Origin of the sequence: Fibrobacter sp. UWH4 (assembly GCF_900142475.1) — a bacterium.
In the GTDB taxonomy this organism is placed as follows: Bacteria; Fibrobacterota; Fibrobacteria; order Fibrobacterales; family Fibrobacteraceae; genus Fibrobacter.
On the sequence record NZ_FRAY01000008.1, the window covers coordinates 89566 to 106402 of the forward strand.

13 protein-coding genes are annotated in these 16837 nt (G+C 47.3%); 4 read left to right on the top strand and 9 right to left on the bottom strand.

Annotation, left to right across the window (positions count from 1 at the left end):
- Window positions 1–51: 51 nt before the first annotated feature.
- Window positions 52–1623 carry a T9SS type A sorting domain-containing protein gene (locus BUA93_RS13300; protein WP_072980191.1) on the top strand — a complete coding sequence of 524 codons (1572 nt, stop codon included), beginning with the start codon at window positions 52–54 and terminating at the stop codon, window positions 1621–1623.
- A 60-nt stretch (window positions 1624–1683) separates the two neighbouring features.
- On the opposite strand, the gene BUA93_RS13305 is transcribed toward BUA93_RS13300, so the two are convergent.
- The 4 genes from BUA93_RS13305 to BUA93_RS13320 all read right to left on the bottom strand — a co-directional run bounded on the left by BUA93_RS13305 (window position 1684) and on the right by BUA93_RS13320 (window position 3820).
- The gene (locus tag BUA93_RS13305) at window positions 1684–2271 is read right to left on the bottom strand and encodes a PIN domain-containing protein (protein WP_072980193.1); all 588 of its coding nucleotides are present in this window, start codon (window positions 2269–2271) and stop codon (window positions 1684–1686) included.
- A complete protein-coding gene (locus BUA93_RS13310) occupies window positions 2252–2578 on the bottom strand; it encodes a type II toxin-antitoxin system RelB/DinJ family antitoxin (protein ID WP_072980228.1) in 327 nt (108 codons plus the stop codon). The genes BUA93_RS13305 and BUA93_RS13310 overlap by 20 nt, the downstream gene beginning before the upstream one ends.
- Before the next feature lie 71 nt (window positions 2579–2649).
- Complete coding sequence (rhuM, locus tag BUA93_RS13315; protein WP_072980195.1) at window positions 2650–2988, bottom strand: RhuM family protein; 339 nt, start codon at window positions 2986–2988, stop codon at window positions 2650–2652.
- Between the two features lie 7 nt (window positions 2989–2995).
- Window positions 2996–3820 carry a KilA-N domain-containing protein gene (locus tag BUA93_RS13320; protein WP_072980230.1) on the bottom strand — a complete coding sequence of 275 codons (825 nt, stop codon included), beginning with the start codon at window positions 3818–3820 and terminating at the stop codon, window positions 2996–2998.
- Window positions 3821–4020: 200 nt separating this feature from the next.
- On the opposite strand from BUA93_RS13320, the gene BUA93_RS13325 reads away from it, so the two are divergent.
- Entirely contained in the window at window positions 4021–4338 is a 318-nt protein-coding gene (locus BUA93_RS13325) for a hypothetical protein (RefSeq protein ID WP_072980197.1), read from the top strand.
- Between the two features lie 934 nt (window positions 4339–5272).
- On the opposite strand, the gene BUA93_RS13335 is transcribed toward BUA93_RS13325, so the two are convergent.
- The 4 genes from BUA93_RS13335 to BUA93_RS16420 form a co-directional block, all read right to left on the bottom strand.
- Window positions 5273–6778: a hypothetical protein gene (locus tag BUA93_RS13335; protein ID WP_139258095.1), complete on the bottom strand. Its 1506-nt coding sequence runs from the start codon at window positions 6776–6778 to the stop codon at window positions 5273–5275.
- A 255-nt stretch (window positions 6779–7033) separates the two neighbouring features.
- Complete coding sequence (locus tag BUA93_RS13340; protein WP_072980203.1) at window positions 7034–7417, bottom strand: (deoxy)nucleoside triphosphate pyrophosphohydrolase; 384 nt, start codon at window positions 7415–7417, stop codon at window positions 7034–7036.
- 1 nt (window position 7418) lies between these two features.
- Window positions 7419–10298, bottom strand: a complete 2880-nt coding sequence (locus BUA93_RS13345; protein WP_217651011.1) for a DEAD/DEAH box helicase — start codon at window positions 10296–10298, stop codon at window positions 7419–7421.
- A 24-nt stretch (window positions 10299–10322) separates the two neighbouring features.
- A complete protein-coding gene (locus BUA93_RS16420; protein WP_217650351.1) occupies window positions 10323–10820 on the bottom strand; it encodes a helix-turn-helix domain-containing protein in 498 nt (165 codons plus the stop codon).
- A 292-nt stretch (window positions 10821–11112) separates the two neighbouring features.
- On the opposite strand from BUA93_RS16420, the gene BUA93_RS13355 reads away from it, so the two are divergent.
- Window positions 11113–11445 carry a type II toxin-antitoxin system RelB/DinJ family antitoxin gene (locus BUA93_RS13355; protein WP_072980205.1) on the top strand — a complete coding sequence of 111 codons (333 nt, stop codon included), beginning with the start codon at window positions 11113–11115 and terminating at the stop codon, window positions 11443–11445.
- Window positions 11446–11457: 12 nt separating this feature from the next.
- Here BUA93_RS13355 and BUA93_RS13360 read toward each other — a convergent pair whose 3' ends face one another.
- Entirely contained in the window at window positions 11458–12369 is a 912-nt protein-coding gene (locus tag BUA93_RS13360) for a bile acid:sodium symporter family protein (RefSeq protein ID WP_072980207.1), read from the bottom strand.
- Between the two features lie 170 nt (window positions 12370–12539).
- On the opposite strand from BUA93_RS13360, the gene BUA93_RS13365 reads away from it, so the two are divergent.
- Window positions 12540–16820: a fibro-slime domain-containing protein gene (locus BUA93_RS13365; protein ID WP_072980208.1), complete on the top strand. Its 4281-nt coding sequence runs from the start codon at window positions 12540–12542 to the stop codon at window positions 16818–16820.
- The last annotated feature ends 17 nt before the right edge of the window (window positions 16821–16837 follow it).

Here is a 16837-nt window from a genome sequence, read left to right on the forward strand (position 1 = left end):
AAGTTTCTATTTTTTAAAGTAGATTCGTATCACAAGAAAGAGGAGAAAATTGTGAAAAAACTGGTTTCGTTGGCAATAGTCTTGTTCTTTGCTGCAACCGTTTTTGCCGAAGAATATGTGGCTTCACAAAAGATTACGCAACAGGTTCTGTCAGGGGAACTTGCCCAGACGGTGTATGCTGGCGATGATATTGAACCGGTTAAAATTCTATATGAAAATACTGGCCTTGACGAAAATAGTGTACCAGAATATTCCTCGACGAACTTTTTGGAAAATTTTGGTTTGTCGAAAAGATGGACTATGGGGCCCGTTTGTGAAATTGCAGGAGAGATGAGAAGTGATATTGCCGCTGGTACGTACAAAGCATATATCCTGGTACAAGACGACGAAGGCAAATTCGCCAAGACGGAGTTCGAATTCACTGTACTGGAAAAAGAAAAAACGTTGTCTTTAAAATGGAATGAAGGTAGCGGTAACGTGAACCAGACCGTCACGGCGGGCACGTCTATTACGCCTATCGTTTTCGACTACGAGGGAATAACTCGTTATAGCGTGAGTGAGCTCCCGCTTGGACTTACAAAGACTCTTGATAGCAAAAAACAAAAAATCATGATTGTCGGCTCTGTAAATAGCGATGTAATGTCCGGTGATTATGAATACAAAGTCACTGTTTGGAACGAAAAAAATGATGAAAAGAGCGTGTCAGGAACGATTGCCGTGGTAGGTGGCCAGGCTCGCACATCAATAAAACTTTTTAGTGATAATACAAGTCAGGAGGTCTTGGCGGGCAATGAGATTGAACCGGTTGTGTTCCAGTTTGCAAATGTTCGTCTCGATGAAAGTTTATCTTCATTTAAGTTCGAAGGATCGTTAAAAGGATCGTTTGCGTATAGTGTAGAAGGAAGTAAGCTCACGTGCAGTGGAACTGTCGATGAAAATTCGAAGGGTGGGTTATACACGATAAGAATTATTGCAATAGGCGAAAACAACAATGATACCGCCTTTGCAAACGTTGAAGTGACTCGCGAGTCTGTAGAGACAAAGGTTACTGTCGTTCAAAATGAATCGCAGACGCTGTCTCCCGGCGATTCTATTAAGCCGATTGTTTTCCAGGTTGAAAACGGCTCCAATCCTGAGCTTACGAATTTCCCAGGCGACGGTTACGGTCTTGCTAAAAATGGCGGCACTGTGACTGTTACTGGGGTGGTTGGCGAAAATGCTAGGGGCCCGTATGAAGTAGTGCTTACAGTCACCGGCGCCGATAACAACAAGGCGAGCGCCAAGGCGACAATTAATGTTGTGATTGGATCAAGCAGCTCTTCTATCGCATCTTCTTCAAGTTCCGAAGCATCTTCTTCGAGCGAACAGACTACCGGGATTGCGACTGTGGCGAAGAGCGGCGTGAAGTTTGGCTATGCGAATAATGTGCTGACCGTTGCCATGCCGAATTCTGCCATGCTCCGCGTACAGGTGTTCGACATGATGGGCCATCTGGTAGAATCTTTCGCCGAAACGGAAGCCTCTTCCAAGAGCTTCAACCTTGCTCACCTGACCAAGGGCAACTACGTAGTACGCATCGAAAGCGCCCGCAGCGTCCGTACCGCAAGAATCCTGGTGAAATAATCGAAAAGGGCCAAAAAAAAGAGAGAAATTCTCTACCAGCTTGGTAGAGAATTTGACGGTCTAGTCAATGGCCCCGCAACGCCCCGCTCTTGCAGCCTTGATTTCGGCCTCGATTTCCTCTTCGCTCATCCCGGCGGTTCCGTTCTTGTGAGCCTCGTCGTTGAGCGCATACAAGGCTTGCATCAATTTGGATGAGTCGTAACCAATGCGAGGCTCGTTTACGACAAATCCCGACGGAGTAGGCCTAATCAGTTCGTAAAAATCCTTGGGCGATATTGCAAAAGGGCATCCTGGAAAATGTTTTAAATTCCCCGTCACAAGAAAGGCTTTCTTATCCTGATGAGCGAAGGCTACATCGTAGAAAATCTTGTCATCCATATCTGGCAAAACAACATTAGACTCTTTTACCGGCTCATTGACCGCGTATTTTGAAATCTCGTCAATAAAAGAATTCTGATACTCTAACGAGAAATTAAACTTTCCCCTTTGTAGGACTTCCCGATATTCCTCAATAATATTGCTGTCAATAATGGGAATATACTTCTTTTGGGCAATGCCTAGAAAAATCTTTAGAGGGATGGATTCGCCCCTGTTTTTTGCCAGTGCGGCAGAAACCAAGACGTTTGTATCAACGACTGCGTACACCATGTTTCTTTTTCCTCTCGGCCCTAGCCGCCTTGATCTCGGCCTCGATTTCCTCTTCGCTCATCCCGGCGGTTCCGTTCTTGTGGGCCTCGTCGTTGAGCGCGTACAGGGCTTGCATCAGCCGACTGTTGTCTTGCGTGGTGGCAGAAGGGATTTTGTTCACGTTGAACGGAAGTCCCCTCTCGATGATAGCCCGCTTGAAGAAAATGCGGACTGCGGTCGGAATGTCCATCCCGAGCCTTTCGAACAGGTCGCTCACCTCGTTCTTGAGATTATCGTCTACGCGGATTTGTAGAATTGACATTGCCATATGTGCCTCGCAGTTGATACAACTACAAAATATAATATAAACAACGTGTAAAAGCAACTGTTTTTCATTTCTCACCGTCCTTTCATGCTCTCCTGGATTTTCTCAATAAGTTGCCGCTGTTCGTGCAGACGGTCCGCAATCTGCAAATCAGTCGAAATCTTCCGCTGGTTCACGGCATAGCCCTTGAGCATGTAGTCCTTAAGGACTGAAAGCGCCCACTGGCGAAAACGGGTTCCGGCGATTGACTTTACTCGATAGCCGACAGAGATGATGACGTCATGGTTGTAGAATTTTAGCGACCTTGTTACCTCTCTGCATCCTTCATGGGCAACTTGTAAATATTCCTTACAAGTTGAGTCCTTGTCCAATTCTCCTTCTTTGTATATGTTCTTGAGGAGAATTGTGGACATAGCTTTTTTACTTTTTACTCTCAATCAACAGCTTCCGTCCGTCAACATTCTCAAGGACCGTCATTTGTTGAATAGCTATTTTGTTCAATTTTTCCAAGCGTTCAGATTGAGAGAGGTTGTCGTTTATAAAAACGGCATTCAGGTTTTCCATATTAGAAAGGCAAATTAGCTGGTTAATTGAAGCGTAATCGCGAATATTACCTTTCAGCAAGGGGTTTTCATCACGCCATTCCTTGGCAGTCTTTCCGAACATTGCAACATTGAGCATATCTGCTTCATCAGCATACACGAAAGATTTCTGCAGTGCAGTGAGCTTTGGAGGAATTAGATTCTGCTTGATAGCGTCGGTATGTATGCGATAATTGATTTTCGCCAGTTCCCGTTTAGCGCTCCATCCAATTTGTTTTTGCTCTTCTTCTTTAAGCCGCTGGAATTCCTCAATAAGATACAACTTAAACGATACACTTATTGCCGAGCCAAATTCAAAAGCGATGTCCTTATGGGCGTAAGTGCCGCCATAACGCCCTTTCTTTACGACTATGCCAATGGCATTCGTTTTCTCAATCCATTCACTACAACTCAGCACGAATGTGGGCAATCCGGCCTCCTTCCTAAAGTGGTCAAATTCGACCACTTTAAAACCAGGATTGTGAATAGTTTCCCAAGTACCTAAAAATTCCAATGTATAACGATTGCGAAGCCAATTCTTTATAACATCGGCCGCACGAACATCATTTTCCTTGGCACCAGCCATATCCGTAAGACAAATGTAATCCTTGTTGTCTATATCCAAAACAGTTATTTTTGTGTTTTGAACATTAATTTGTGCCATTCTATCCTCCTGATTATTCGCTAGCGCGAGTGAAACCGCCCTATTTGAAATTTTGAGCACTAGAACATTCGTTCACTAAATATACATCCTCGCGCGGCCCCTGTCAAGAGATTTCTCGAAAATTAATTGTGGCGAATTCGCCGTAATTAAAAAGTCATTTTCTGTCACTAGCGTTATCTATCTTTCGGGGCGGAGGCACTATGGAAAACGACACGTTCGGCGGCGCGATACTCGCATGGGTCAAGAGCGCAAAGGCGTTCCTGAAAGTCCAGGCGGGCACCGGCGACAACCTGCTCGAAGAAGACATCCGGGAAGGGTTCACCGACTATTGCCTATGGTCCACGTTCCGGCCGGAATGCATCGACACCGACGGCGAACTCGACATGGAATGCCTGGACAGCGGCATGGTCCTGTTCAGGGAAAACTGCACCCCCGGAGAGGCGCTGGAATCGAGCTACCGGCAAGCCTTCGGCACCGACTTCGACAAGGACGACATCGCGGTACTGATGGAAGAATGACGCCGCCTTTTCACTTGATGGGGGAAGAATCCCCCTGCCTGCAGCCGCTTTGTCCGCGGGTTCCGCAGACTGTCATCCCCGCGACTTTCTCTCGTCATCCACGCGCAGGCGGGGATCTCCTTTCCAATCCGCGTCCAAACCGTCTTCTGGACACCCCCTCTGCGGGGCCTCAAACGCCGCCCCCGCAACGCCCCGCTTTAATGTCGTATGTAGAACAGGCGCCGCAAATGCGACGCCCGTTTTGTATCTTTTTATAGTCCGTTTAGCCAGATGTGAAATTTTCGCCGATTCCAGTCTGTTAGGCGGACTTTTTTACTTACGAGGATTGTTGTTCCCGCGTCCACTGCCAGAAGGGCCTGTACCTCCGCCGTGGCCACGAGGCCATCCTGCATTATTCGGGTCATTTTGTGGTTGTGCCATGATGGGCCTCCTTTTAATAAAGTCCTGAAATGTGCCATCCCTCTCCGGAAGGGCATTTGTAAGTATACATCCTAATTCCTGTCGCTCGCGTTCGCTCGCCTGCTACATCACGAGCTGCAGCTTCAGAATAATAGAGATTCTTCTTTTGACCATTGCGGCCAGTACAAGAGCACATGTTATTTCTTTCCCCCTTGATACTTGGAATCCATAGGATTCAGTTGACGGGAACGGTTGTCCAACATGGCTTGGTACTGGGCGTTGTGGCCAGAAGTACCCTTATTTGCGTTGCACTGATTAGCATGATTATCAATGGGCTTCATTTTTACCTCTTTGATAAAACGAAAGCGGCATTGCTTTCGTGCAACAATCTTTTGCGAAGATTTATTGCGAAAAGAAAGATAGATTCAAATTCTTAAAAAAGAACGATTTGCAGAAAAATCCCAAAGCACCATTTTTTCAAGTTAAAAAATGGAGAAACCTTTTCATCAAGATTCAAAAAGTAGGTGCAAAATTTTCAAGTTGTCGAATTTGTTCGGTCAGTCTTGCCATTCGTCCAAGAATTAGACAGTTCTTGAATAGCAATTACAAGCAGAACAACTACAAGAATATTCAGCAGTTCCTTTAAGAATTCTGCATCGATGTCGTTCATGGCAATCAGAAATAGATTTTTTTCATGATTCATGCCTTGTGATATGATAAGATTTGTTTCAAACCCCATAAGGGCAAAATTCTTAAACAAATCCTCAAGAATACTAAAATCATCTTTACCACATTTTTTGAACAATTCTAAGACAGAAATCACTACAATAAGAGTGTTAAATTTCTTTGGTTCTTTTGCAGCCCATTTTTTTATGTGTTTGTTAGAAAAATCAAATTTATTTAAAAGAGTATTTTTGCTTCGATACGAGGCCGCTGCTTCTAAAAACTCACGACTCGGATTACTTTCATATGCTTCGTCAATCTCATTCTCTTTACATTGTTTTTCAATTTTTTCCCACTCTTTGTCGCTGCAAACTGTCGCGCAAACCTCAAATATGGAAATCTTTTTATCGCCCCACTCTAACTGTTTCTGCTTTCTCTTTTTTTCAACAATTTCGTCAAGGTGAATCTGTTTGATTTTCTTTATTGCTTCGGGATTTGATGTGTTGTAAATCTGCTTGAAGGCTTTATCTGTAAAGCCTCGATCCCCATTAAAGAAATTGAGCGTATAAGGATGTACTAGATAAAAACGGCCAAGGAGCCAAATGTTGTTTAGGGGCTTTTTCAAAGCCGTTTGGACGGTTTTTCCCTCTATGCTTGAAATGCACGCCTTTTTCCAAAACATGCACATCTCATTTAATGTCAAGTATTCGGGGGAAAAGAAAAATAAATATTTGTCAAAGAATTCGATATTTTCAGGGGAGAGCGTTTTTAGTGCGTTGCGCATTTCGTTTGGAACTTTTTGTGCTTCTTTGCAATCGCAATCAATAAGAGGTTCTTTTTCAGAAAGTACGAATAAAAAATTCTTTAGCTGGTTTATATGGGTGTAATCATCTCGACTTTTGAATAGATGCCAAAGTCTTGCGACGCTCCAGGCAAATTTGAAAATGTTTGCATATACAACATACTCTGGCTTAGTCCATTGTTCTTTCCCCGGCTTTGGAAACCATTCAATATCTTCTGTTTTAATTTGACTTCTCGGGAAATCAGATTGGAAAGATTCGATGAACTTTCGCATACTTTCACCGACTAAGCCAAGGTCGTTTAGATGAAACTTCAGATCTTTTAGATATTCATTCGCCTCTTTTTCTTTGTCTAGTTCTATACCCTTGTTTTCGTTGCTGCTGAAAAACTTAAAAGCGTATAAAAAGGCGTTTTGGGCACTTGGCTTCCGTTGAACGCGATTTAACCAATACTTTAGAAAAGAATGGTATTTCTTTATGTCCGCGCCAATATCATCACAAGCGACAATCATTGATTCCATGAAGTCACGACTGTCACGATCTAGTAGTGGATGGGCTGGATATGTTACCTCGTTCATGGCTTTCAATATACCTAAATTGCACGATAATGAACATGCTGCATCGGTAATGGAGGTACAAATTGCGATTTTCATCGTCGCCGACTGTATTTTAACACAAACCCAGCGAGGACTTATGACGACCCTGGGCGGGGGAAGGATCCCCCTTGCTCCTGCTACGCCGTCATGGCGGGCCACGACCCGCCATCTAGCCGTATCATCCGCTACGCCTCGCCTAGGGGCTCCGCCCCTAAAACCCCGGAACCGCGTGCAGAATTACTTTTCCAAAGCCTTCACGACATCCACATCTGCGGGCAACCAGTTTACAGAATGAAGTTCTGGCAAGCTTAGCCATTTTGCTGCTTCATGTTCCAAAAGCTCCGGCGCCTTGCCACCCACAATCGTGCAGAAAAAGCAATGCATGGTCAAATGAAATGTCGGATAATCGTAATCAACCGTGCATAGAAAATCACCGACAGAAACATTGATAGCGAGTTCTTCTTTCAGTTCACGAGCTAGAGCCTGTTGCGGTGTTTCGCCAGGTTCCATCTTGCCGCCGGGAAATTCCCAGCCGTCTTTGAAATCACCGTAACCACGCTGAGTTGCGAAAATCTTATCACCATCTTTGATGATGCCTGCTACAACTTCGATACGCTTCATTTTATCCTACCAAGTATTCATAAATGTCCTGTCGTACAGGAGTTTCAAGATTATAAGTTATTTCAACAGCCGTTTTTGTTGTTTCGGGCATAACAAAATCCATTGTTGAGCCTGTCGCATGTAAACGTCCTAAATAGTAAAATTCTTTAGAAGTATGGTCATCTTTATTCTTTCGAACAAATAAATCCATTTTGATGCCTCGTTGGTCAGCTTCAATGGCTGCTTTTACATCTTCTGATTTCGACGTTCTTCCCGATTTTGATATCGCTATAAGTGTTCCTTCGTTTACAAACCGATCTTCATATCGTGTTGTTGCGCTTATATTGTCGTTTTTCTCATAATTAATGAAAACAGGGTACGTCTGCGTGTTCTTATCATATTTATAACCACCAATATTCAGTGAGACTTCGCTCTTTTCCCAATCCAAAAGACGACACACATCTTCGTAAGTGTATTTTTCGTAAAGGCAGAATGAAGTGTCCTTGTAGCGATGACCAAAATATTTTTTGTTGCGGAATAGACCGAACTTTACGACTTCCGTCATTTGTCGCCGGAACTCATTATTGTCAAGTAGATCATTGAACTTTGAGGAAATGCAAAAGTCGTTTCCATCTTTTTCAATGAATGTAACGTCAGCAAAAGTATCTTTAGCGGCCCCCGACGCAAATTGACCGGTTAAAATGTTTTCAACATTCTTTCGAGTTTTTTCGTTGACGCTAATGCTGAAATCATTTTGCATTTTACTCATCACTCGGGACATGACATTTCTGTTATTTCCACCTAATAGTTCGTCAAGAATCAGAAGCTCGTGCAATCGCTTGCCATTTGCAAATTTCATTGAGACATATTCCAGATACTTTTCTTCAATGGTACTGAAATCAACTTTGTATTCGTCCTTCTCGACTTTCTTCAGAAATTTATGATACGAACCTAAAGATGCATTTTCAAAAATACGCATGGCGTCAATTTCACCATATTCTTCGTAATCCATCAAGTTAGGAATTCTGCCCAATTTGTATTTCAAGTTCTTGTAGCATTCCTTAATTAATTTCATCTCGCTGAAGTTAGCCGAGTCAATGGATTCATAAATTCGCTTGCGGGCAATTTCATCAAAATGTATTGTGGAGGCACCCTCTAATGCTTTGACTTCCTGACGGACATAACGTCGGATATTATCCTTGTTATATGTCCTGTCTCCTGACAAAGCGATGGGAATCATGTAGTTGTTACTATAGTTTCCTATAAAATCAAGAATCATCACAAATTCTTTGTTTTCTGCCTTACGGAGACCTCGCCCCAGCTGCTGCACAAATATAATGGGAGATTCTGTAGGTCGAAGCATCAAAATCTGGTTTACTTGCGGAATGTCAATACCTTCGTTGAAAATATCCACCGTAAAGATGTAATCTAAACCACCATCCCATTCATCTTGCTCAAGTTGCTTGACACAATTATCTCTTGTATCTTGGGAATCTGCTCCAGATAATGCGATTGTTCTATACCCACATTCATTGAATTTTTTTGAGAGTTCTTTTGATTCTTCAAGGGTGCTGCAGAAAGCAAGTCCTTTTACACGATTTCCACTATGGTCAAAATATTCTGCTTTCTTGATAATGAAATCAACACGTTCATCGCATACAAGCCTTGCAAAATCTCGTTTATCTTTTTCCTCACCATCAACAAAGATATCCGTAATGCCATAATAATGAAATGGGCAAAGAAGGTTCAGCCGCATGGCTTCCTGCAAGCGTATTTCATGCGCAATGTTGTGGTCAAATGCTGAGTATACATCGAATTTATCAGTACGGTCAGGTGATGCAGTCATGCCAATCCATAAATCAGGATTGAAATATGCCATCATATTCTGATAACTCTCTGCACCTACGCGGTGGGCTTCATCTACAACGATCACTTGAAACTCTTGTTTTGCAAAATCCTCAAAATGCGTTGCCATCGTTTGCATGGTTGCGAAAATGAAATCACGATCAATTTCATGAGATGTGCCTGAATATAAACCAAATGTTTTTGTATCACCAAACACATTTTTGAATGACTCGATCGCCTTGCGAAGGATTTGCTCTCGATGAACCAGAAATAAAGCTCGCTTGGGGTTAATTTCTCTTAAAGCGAATGCCGCTGCATAAGTTTTGCCAGTTCCCGTTGCAGAAATCAATAGGGCGCGATGCTCGCCCATAGCGCGGATTTCGTTCAACTTTCGAACGAATTCTATCTGCATAGAATTAGGTTCCAGCAGAATTTGATCAAATGAGAATTTTTTAGAATCACGAATTACTGCATCTTTTTCAAGTGCAATTTTTTGCTGTTGCAATTCTCTTGCAATACGTTTCTGCTCAATATAGATTTGTGTATACTCGTCAAGAATTTCTTCTGTAATTGGGAATGCGTTGGAGCTATTCCACAAGGATTCAAAATCTTCGATAACGCTTTTGTATAGCGAGGCATCATCTTCAACTGAAAAACAAGTATTCCATTCCTTATTGACTGCGAGAGCGTTTCCTGTAAGGTTTGAACTTCCTATGGTGATGCTTATGACTTTTTCTTTAAAGAAAAGATATCCTTTAGTATGAAACCCTTTTATGTTTTTGTCGCATCGGAAAAGTTTTACTTCAATATTTCTGTATTTACTGAGAGATCTGAGAGCTCCCGGTTCTGTAAAAGTAAGATAGTCCGTTGTTAGGATTTTTCCCGGAATACCACGATTCTCCAGTTCAAGCAAAGTCTGTTTTAATGAGGCGAGCCCACTTTTGGATATAAACGCTACACTGATTATAAACCGCTCACATTTAGACAATTCTTTTTCAAGAAACGCCTGCATGGTATTTCCGGGAGCATTAGAGATAAAGAAAATGTTATCTTCCATGACGCTTTTCAAATTTAATGGTTTTTATCTTATAATCTCGTTCAAAATTATCGGCTTTTTCTCACCCATATACGGCAGCGCTCCGATGGTGTTGTAATCGACGAATTCTGCGGCTTCTTCATATGTCATCCCTTCGTTTAAAGCGAGGTGTTGGAGCATTTTTGGGTACGAATAGATGACGCGACCATCTTCACTTACGCCAACGATTGCCGAAAGATAATCGGGGCTTTCGAGGACAACTGCGTCTTCATACCCGAGCTCGCAGAGGTAATCCTTGAGCGAATCAATGGTGAGAGGAGGCTCGTCTGCCTGTTCGATTTTCTTGACAAATTCACTGGGGCTTATTTCAAAAAACTCGGCGAGTTTCTCGATTATCTCAAGTGAGACGTTCCGGCGTCCGTTCTCGATGTCGCTCATGTAGCGCCGGCCGATGCCGGTTTCAAGTGCCAGTTTTTCTTGCGAGACGCCTTTCTGCGCGCGCAACGCCCGGATTGCCTTGCCGATATTGCATTGAAGAGACATGGATAAACGCCTTGGAGATGTTCTCTCCAAACATATAAAACGCGCTGTTTTTTACCACGCCATATAGTGCACGAGAATGTTTACCATCAAATAATTCCTTGTAACTGACGCAATAGTCCAAAATGTGTATAAAAAACGGGCTTTTTTATACATATGGGATAGGATATGTCTAAAAAATCGAAAAAATTAGACATACGGCCACATCAAACTGCGCGTAGCAGCATCTTTTATAACACAAATGGTTGCATTTTGGTTTGTTTTTATGTATTTTTAGCAAAAAAGAGGTGAATGTATGGCTCAGACGACTTTTAGTATCAGGATGGACAGCGACCTTAAAAAGGACTTTGACAAGCTGTGCGAGGATTTCGGGATGTCGATGAGCACCGCCATAAATGTCTTTGCGCGGGCAGCCGTGCGCGAGCGCCGCATACCGTTCGATGTCGCCTCGGCCGATGCTCCGGCGTATGCCGCAGACAGGCGTGTGTTCTATAACGCGAACCCGGTTGCGAGTCGCATGCTCCGGACCATGCAGCAACTTTCCGCCGATGCCGAAAAGGCCGGCTCCGCAGGCATGACGCTCGACGAGATAAACGCCGAGATCGCTGCAGCCAGGAGCGGGAAGTGAAGTTTTTCGCCCTTACGATTTCGGGGTGTCTTTCGGCTTGATTCGTGCGCTCAGGTAGCTGAGTACCAGGTTCTGCCACACTACGTAGCAGGTGGGCGCGAGTGCCACGACGGGGCCCGCGTACAGGGTAGCAATCCAGATGACGAGCGTGGTGTTCTTCTGGCCCATGCTCTGCGCGCTTTCGATGGGGCGGCGGTTCCTTTCGACATACCAGCCGAGGGCGTAAAGGAGAATGCAGAGGATGAGCGAGATGCCCGCCATCATCGGGAGCTTGCCGCTGTTCCAGAGTTCCGTGAATCCCATTTCGCGGATGTCGTAGCTTGCCTTCGCCAGAATGACGAACACCGAGAAGGTCCACACGAACATGGTGTACTTCTGGTATTTGGCGGCGCGGTCGGCGAGTTCCGGGTAAAAGGCGCGCAGTCCGAGGGCGAAGGCGAGCGGGATGCTGATGATGGGCTGGATGGTGTTGAAGATCTTTATGGCGATTTCGCTGAGCTCCGCGTCGGTGCCGGTCAGGTAGCCAAAAACGAGCGGGATAGAGAAGCAGGCGATCAGGTTCCCGCTCAAAAAGATCTTGAGGGCGAGCGAGGCCGAGCCGCCGAGCATCTTGGCCATGGCGGGGGCGGCGTTTGCGGGCGGGCACAGCGCGATGATGGCGCCTCCCAAAAGTACTTCGCGCGGGAGGTCGAACAGTTTCACGATGCCTGCGATGGCGGCGACTAGAATCAGGCTCACTACCAGGGCGCGCACCTCGATTTTGAAGGTGTATCCGTGGGTCTGCGGCGGAATCTTGGTCACGAAGGTGAGGAACATCATGGTGCCGATCAGGAACGGCATCAGGGGCGAAAGTACGTGCGCCTGCGGGAGGAGTATTCCGAGCAGGATTGCAATCGGCATCAAAATGGCGCGCAAGTTCTTCATAACGGGCCCAAATCTAGAAATTTGCGCTATTTGTAGCAAGATTGTGCAAATGGCCGTTTTATTGTGGCTTGTTCAACACTTTTCTGCCGTTTTTCTGTTTTTTTTAGCGATTTTAGTTAATAATTATATCTTTAGGTTGGAGTTGTTTGTTTTAAAGTAAAGGAGTTTTGATGAAACTCATGGTTTGGGTGTATACTTTGATTTTGTTCTTGTGCGTGGCGGCGAACGCGACGCTTACGGTGCATATCCAGTCGCCGTGGCGTAACGATGCGTCCAAGGACGGTTATTTTCTGCATATTTTGGGTGCTGCCGGCGGGAGCTACAATGCTTTTTACGGCGAAACTTCGCCGACGATCACGACGGCCGAGGGCGACGGCTGGTTCAGCTATACCTGGGACAAGAACGTCTCGGATTTCCAGGAATGGATGTCGTTTACGGTAAGCATCTACCCGAATACGGCGGACCAGAACTTCAACAACAATAACGGGATCCAGTGGAAAGAGGCGGGCGAGTTCAAGATGGCCTCGCTGTTCGGTACCGATACCGAGGTCTGGCTGTATACCGACCCTGCCGACAGGAGCTATACCAAGTCGTTCGTGGCGCCGGGTTCCAAGCTGGTGTGGTTCAAGAGTCCGTGGGGCAACAAGGCGCTGCCGCAGATGATTTTGGGCGAAGATTCGGTGATGATGCGTTTTGCGCAGGATGACCCGAGCAAGTGCGGCTGGTTTTACGGGGCGGTGTCTCCTGCGATGCTTGCGCGTAACCCGCTGCAGTCCGTCCACTTTATCCGCCTGAATACGCCCTACATGTCGGTGCCGGCCCAGGGAGTGGTGGAGCTGGGCGACTATTTCTCGGTGCTGGATACGGTTTTCGTGGACGGCACGGCGGGGGCGACGGTAGATTCCAAGATCGGCGCGCTGGGGGAATGTTTTGATTCGACGCGTACCCTGCACGTGTACCACCCGTGGCGTACCAATACTTCGTTCAGGGATACCGCGGTCTATTTCACGGTCGGGAACAATATCGTCAACAACCCCGCACCGATGGTGAAGGACGAATACCCTTACTGGTACCGTTACGACTTTGCGCCCGAGACGGTGAATTCTTCGAACTGGAATTCCACGATGGCGCAGTTCAACTTGTACCGTTGCCAGAACGAATGGCCGCAGGTGACGTATTTTGCGGAAGGGGCGCGCCCGCTCGCTTCGGTGTTTTTCCCGACGGGTGTCTACGAGGCATGGCTGTTTACCAATAGCAGCGGCAAGTTCGACCTTTCGTTTACTCCGCTCGAACCGAAGGTGGTTCGCCTGATGAGCCCCTGGGACAACATGACTCCGATGATGATCGTTCCCGACGATACGATTAAGATGGGGCCTTTCAGCAGCGATACCTGCGGATGGTACCAGGGGATTTCTTACAAGCATGTCGATTCCTGGGAGGTGTACTTTAGGCAGGCATTCGGCTTCGAATATTATTCGAGGAACGGTCTAGATACTATCCCGGGCGAGCTGATCAACCTGGATTCCATTTTTGCGGAGACGGATACGGTGTGGATGACGACGGTTCCTTTCCGCGTTTCGTCGGTTTACCCCAAGGTGCTCGGGATTTGCCCCTCGATGAAGATTTCGGCGATGGTCGTCGACTGGGCGGGTGAATCTTTCGATGACAATATCGACGTGGATTTCGGCGGGATTTATAACGGCAACGACTACACCACGGTGACGTACCTTGATTCGCTGGGCACGCTGGCTACGAATGCGAAGTGCGGAGGCCTTGTGAAGGGGATGGTGCAGGATACCCTGGTGAACGGGGCGCCTGCCCGCGTGGATTCGTCGGTGTATCCGTGGGGAATGTGCTCGGCGGCCCATGAAATCGAGAAGTGGTTTATTCCCGAAACGATCGTGGTGGACGGCAACGAGTACAAGAATTCCGTCTGTCGCGATATCGACCTGACCATGGACGAGGAAGGTTTCTGGCTGGCCGACATTTCGCAGCCGCTGGATGGTACCTGCGGCGATTCCCTGCATCCGGGTTTCTATCCGATTGACGATTTCGAGTATCTCTATACGGCGGATTCTTCGAGCAAGATTCCGAACCCGAAGAACGACAAGTACAAGGAACATCAGGGCTGCAAGCACAACTACAGCTACGCCATGAAGGTGACGGCGGAGTTCAAGTACGTGAAGGGGCAGTATTTCGAGTTCCGCGGCGATGACGACGTGTGGGTGTATATCAACAACCGCCTGGTGGTGGATATCGGCGGTTGCCACAACCCCGAAGAAGGGGCCGTGAACCTGGATACCATCGGCAAGAACGATCCGAGCCTGAAGTTGGTCGAGGGTGAAACTTATCCGTTCCACATTTTCTATTCCGAACGCAACGCGACGGGTGCGAACTTCAAGATGCGCACCTCTATCAACTTGCAGACGCAGAGGACTTATTTCTCGAAGCAGAAGGAAAGTACGGACGGTTCCGTCGAGTACGAGTTCCACCAGCTGCTGGTCGACAAGTCCATCAGTTGCGACGTGTCCAGCGTGCAGAGCGCCCGCGACCAGCTGGCTCCTTCCCTGTTTATCCTGAAGGGCGGAAGCCTCCCTGCCGACGGCGTGACGCTTGAGTCGGGGCCGAATTACGGCGGCATTTTCATCAGCGAGAATATGGCGAGTTTCAAGGTCGACACTTCTGCCTTCGTGAATTCGCGCAAGCTGAGTCCGGGTAAGTACGCCCTGTATTGCTTCTTGCAGTCGGACCCCAGCCAGTACCAGGTGGTGACTTTCACGGTGCCCGAGTATCCGCTTCCGGATATCGCCTTCGTGGACGTGTTCCATGTGACGGATTCCGCTTTCTTCGATCCTGCGGGTTACACGCTCCGTGGCGACCTGCTGGGAAGCGACGGCGGAAAGAACGATACGCTCCTTGCGCACGTGACTTATCCCGATACGGTGCCCATCAAGGTGGCGCTCCTGTTCGGGACGACTGTCTGCGGCGAGATGGAATCGGGTGCCGACGTGAACTGCGTGCAGGAACTGAACCTGAACACGAGATTCCCGCTGAGCTTCTTGGACAAGGACAACCAGCGCGTAACGACGATTTCGACGGATTCGCTGGGTTATGCGAGTTTCTACGTGGTGGGTGATTCCGCCATGGTCGATGCGTTCTTCACGATTGACGGCGGCGGCGTGAACAATACGCTGACCTGGGCGAATATCCACTTTAAGGAACCTCCCGTGCCGTTTGCCTTGAAGGCCTCGATGTACGACGTGAACGGCGACGGCATTCCCGATAGTTTGTCTATACCCTTCAGCAAGCCGTTCAAGGACGTGGTTCCCGATACGCTTTCGTGGTCGTTCGGCGGTACGGAATTCCACACGACTGTCGGCATGGAAAACATCTGGCCGCTGGTGCTCCTGGATTCGGTGATTTCGCTCTACAACCCGGCGGGACTCCGAGAAGATGTGTTCACGGGTGTTTCTGACCAGGTTTATTCCGGTTCGCTACAGTACCATTACACCTATACCGACGAGGATTCCGGCGAAGAGGTCAAGCTCTCGATGAATTCCTCGATCCAGGACAAGGTGGGGCCGGTGGTGTTGAGTGCGACGATCGAGACGGTGTCCAAGGAAGTTAGCGCCGTGAAAATCAACCTGAGCGAAGGGATCGATACCAAGCTTGCGAACGGGAAGACGGCGTTCATATTCTACCGTGATACGGTGAACTTCATGGATTCCCTGGAAATCAACAGTGCCGATGCCAATGCGATGGGTACCGTGTTCAAGGTGTATTTCAGGAAGACCGCCGCGGGCGTGCTCCCGGCCGTGGGCGACTATGTGCGCATCGCTCCGGGTGAACTGACGGACAGGAGCGGCAACGTGGCTCACCTGAACAATCCGAAGGTGCGTATCGTGGGTGAACAGCGTACGGAAATCAAGTCGCCTGGCGTCGTGACGGTCGGCGACGAGACGGAACCGTGGCCTTATTCCGAGCCGATTGTCGCGATTTCGGTGCCCTCCAACAAGAGTGTCCACGATATCATCGATAGCCTCGGCAAGCCCGGTTTCCTGCTGAATTTCAACATCGGTGAACTTGCGACTTCTATGATTATGGGGTTGCCGAGCGGCGCCGACAAGGATTCCGCACTGGCCTTGATTAAGATCAAGTGGGAAGGCTACTATTTCTCGCAGCTGGGCAATTTCGTGAACAAGGCGACGGGTACCGTAAGCTGTAACGACAAGACCGTTTTCTATAATGCCTCGGATCCCGAGAAGTCCAACTGCTACGACAACCCCGGCAATGTCTTCTTCGAATGGAATGCCCGCAGCGACAAGGGCCGCCTGGTCGGCACCGGCGCCTACATCTCGAAACTGAAGGTGAAAATCGTGAGTGGCCGCATCAAGGCCGGCGAAAGCGACGATACCTATACCATAGGCATCAAGCGCAGTCGGCAGAAATAGACGAAAGGTTTACTTAA